Raw genomic sequence first — 2,978 nt, forward strand, 5'->3', positions numbered from 1 at the left:
CAGCCCCCCGCCCGTCACGGCCAGGCTGGCCGCCGAGGCCACCACCGGCACCAGGTCGACCAGCGCCGCCCGGGTACGCCCGTCCAGCCGCTCCCCCGCCCGCGCCCGGGCCACCAGCCGGCCGATCTCCGTCCCGCCCCGGCGCAGCGGCAGCACCAGCGGCGCGCCCGCCGGCCCGGCCGAGGACCCCTGCGCGGCGTACGGCTCCGGGCCGTCCACCTCGATCCGGCAGGCGCCGAGGCGGAGCAGGTCGGTGAGGCTCTGCGCCATCCCGTCGAGCACGTCGGCCGGATCGTCCGAGGCGCTGATCCGGTGCCCGACGCCGCGTACCACGCCGAGCGGCTCCACCGCCTCGCCGTGGATCAGCCGGTCGACACCGCGCTGCACCCGCGCCCGGGCCGGTTGCATGAACGCCGCCACCAGCGCGGTGACCAGCACCCCGGGCATCGCCGGGGTGGCCGGCAGCAGCGCGTCCAACACGCTCACCCCCACCACGTACGCGGCCACCAGCAGGAAGGTGAGCAGGAACCAGACCAGGGTGCGGCGGACTGCGATCTCGATCCCCCAGAGCCGCTGCCGGAGCACCACGGCCAGCACCGCGGCCGGGAAGAACGCCTGGGAGGCGAGCATGGCGGTCGGCGCCAGCCAGTCCGGCACCTGGCGCGCCCACTCTGCGGGGAAGCCCAGCGGCGCGAAGCTCACCGCGAGCAGCAGGGTGCCGACCGCCAGCCAGCCCAGCCCGGCCCGCTCGGCCGGCGGCCCGGTACGCCGGCGGCGCAGCAACCCGGCGGCGGCGAGCAGCCCGAGCAGCGGCACCGCCCGGAACAGCAGCAGGTCACCGGTGTCCACGACCGCCGCCCAGCCGGGCACCTCGATCGGCAGCGGCGCGCCGGACGGGTGGCCGGGCCGACCGGGCCAGGTCAGGTGGAACAGTTCGATCCCGGCGGTCACCAGCGCGCCGGCGGCCACCGCGACCCGCGCCGGTACGGGCAGCCGGCCCTCCCGGACCAGCCAGGGCACCACCACGATGAGCGAGAGCATCCCGGGGACCCAGGCCCACTGCCGGGCCGAGGTGAGCAGCACCGGCGCGGGCAGCCCGGGTCGCACTGCGAGCAGGTCCACGTACTGCGCGCTCAGGGCGGACAGGCCGCCGCCCACCCCGGTCGCGGCGAGCAGCCAGGCGACCGGGTGGCCGCGCCGCAGCAGGACCAGCCAGGCGACCGTGCCGTACACCGCGCAGTCGGTGAAGTCGACCAGGAAGTAGAGCTGGGAGAGACCCCACGGGCGCTGGGCGAGCAGCCAGCAGAGGGCCGTACCGGTGAGCAGGAGCGCGCAGCCCACGGCGACCAGCCACGCGGCGACCGGGTGACGCCGGTCGCCGCGCGGCGGCGCCACCACGGACGGCGGATCGTCGGGCATGGCCTGATCCTGGCAGTCGCCGGGTCAGTTGCCGAGACCCCGGCGTTCCAGCGCGAATGTCAGTCCGGCGACAGTGGCCCAGAGGGCCGCCGGGGCCAACGCCAGGTACTGCAGCGGCACCGCCTGGGTGGCCACCACCAGCAGCGTCATCAGCAGGCTGAACACCGCCAGCCAACGGCTCACCGTGCGGCGGCGCAGCCCGGCGACGGCCACGGCGCCGGTGCTCAGCCCGGCCCCGGCCCAGACCCACGGGAGGGTGTTGTAGCCGGTGGCCAGCGCCGCGACGGTGTCCGGGTCGGTCTCGGACAGGTGCAGCAGGTCCCAGTAGAGCTCGGTGGAGACCCCGCCGCCGACCAGCAGCAACGCCGAGGTGAGCAGCAGCCCGGCGGCCGCCACGTCGGGGAGCAGACCGCCGGCCGGCTCCCGGGCGGCCAGCCGCCGGCGCAGCCCGGCCGCGAAGACCGCCAGGCAGCCGGCGGCCAGGCCGGTGAGGACCTGGAAGACCCAGACGTACGCCTCCCGGCCGTCCATCTGCGCGACGAAGCGGGCGTTGTCGGCGAGCAGCGCCGTGTCGCCGTTGGCCAGCTCGGGGCTGACCACGAAGAGCGCGATGCCGGCGAGCCCGGCCAGGGCCCCGGCGACCGCCCACCCGCGGCGTGGTGGTGCGGTGCTGGTGGGGACGGTGGTGGCATCGAGCGTGGCACTGGTCATCGTTCCTCCTCGGATCGGGCACGGCGGATCGCCGGAGGGAAGCGTCACCGGCCCGGCGTCCCGGGCGCACGGTCGCGGCGTCCCGACCGGTCGGGCGGTTCCGCCGCCGGGCCGGGACACCGGCGGGGTCCCGGCCGGTCGGTGCGGGTGTCCCTGGTGGCCGGGACGGCGGGCGTCCGACGGTGGTGGCGCCACACCGATGCCGAGGGAGGCCACCATGGCGCACGACCTGCTCTCCGCCGTCCGCGAGCTGACGCCGGAGCTGACCGCGCGGGCCGGGGAGATCGAGCGGGCCCGGGAGCTGCCGGCAGACCTGCTCGACCGGCTCCGGACCGCCGGCTGCTTCCGGATGTTCGTGCCGCGCAGCCACGGCGGGTACGAGGTGGATCTGCGCACCGGCATGGCGGTGCTGGAGACCCTGGCCCGGGCGGACGGCTCGACCGGCTGGACCGTGATGATCGGGTCGGAGACGCCGCACCTGCTGGCGATGCTGCCCCGGGACCGGTTCGACAAGCACTACGCGGCCGGCCCCGACCTGGTGGTGGCCGGCGGGTTCGCCCCGCAGGGCCGGGCCGAGCTGGCCGACGGCGGGTTTCAGGTCACCGGCCGCTGGGCGTTCGCCAGCGGCTGCCGGCACGCCGACCTCATCTTCGGCAATTGCCTGGTCACCGCCGACGGGCAGCCGCTGCCGGGGGCGGACGGCGGGCCGCCGGAGATGCGCTCGATGCTCTTCCCGGCCGACCGCGTGACGGTCGAGGACACCTGGCACGTGCTGGGGCTGCGCGGCACCGGCAGCCACGACGTGCGGGTGGAGTCCGCGTTCTGCCCGGCGGAGGAGAGCTTCGACC

The 2,978-nt window shown here is 76.6% G+C and carries 3 protein-coding genes; 1 reads left to right on the top strand and 2 read right to left on the bottom strand.

The window, feature by feature from the left end; all coding sequences use genetic code 11:
* Both ACWEVO_RS33955 and ACWEVO_RS33960 read right to left on the bottom strand, forming a co-directional pair.
* Positions 1 to 1,419: hypothetical protein (locus tag ACWEVO_RS33955; RefSeq protein ID WP_452311507.1), on the bottom strand; the 1,419-nt coding region annotated here is incomplete at its 3' end.
* Positions 1,420 to 1,443: 24 nt separating this feature from the next.
* Complete coding sequence (locus ACWEVO_RS33960) at positions 1,444 to 2,130, bottom strand: hypothetical protein (protein WP_452311508.1); 687 nt, start codon at positions 2,128 to 2,130, stop codon at positions 1,444 to 1,446.
* Positions 2,131 to 2,347: 217 nt separating this feature from the next.
* Here ACWEVO_RS33960 and ACWEVO_RS33965 point away from each other — a divergent pair.
* Positions 2,348 to 2,978: acyl-CoA dehydrogenase family protein (locus ACWEVO_RS33965; RefSeq protein WP_452311509.1), on the top strand; the 631-nt coding region annotated here is incomplete at its 3' end.

Source organism: Micromonospora sp. NPDC003776 (genome assembly GCF_053605645.1).

Excerpts from the sequence above, each read along its gene's own strand:
- ACWEVO_RS33960 (WP_452311508.1), bottom strand. The coding sequence starts at position 2,130 with ATGACCAGTGCCACGCTCGATGCCACCACCGTCCCCACCAGCACCGCA.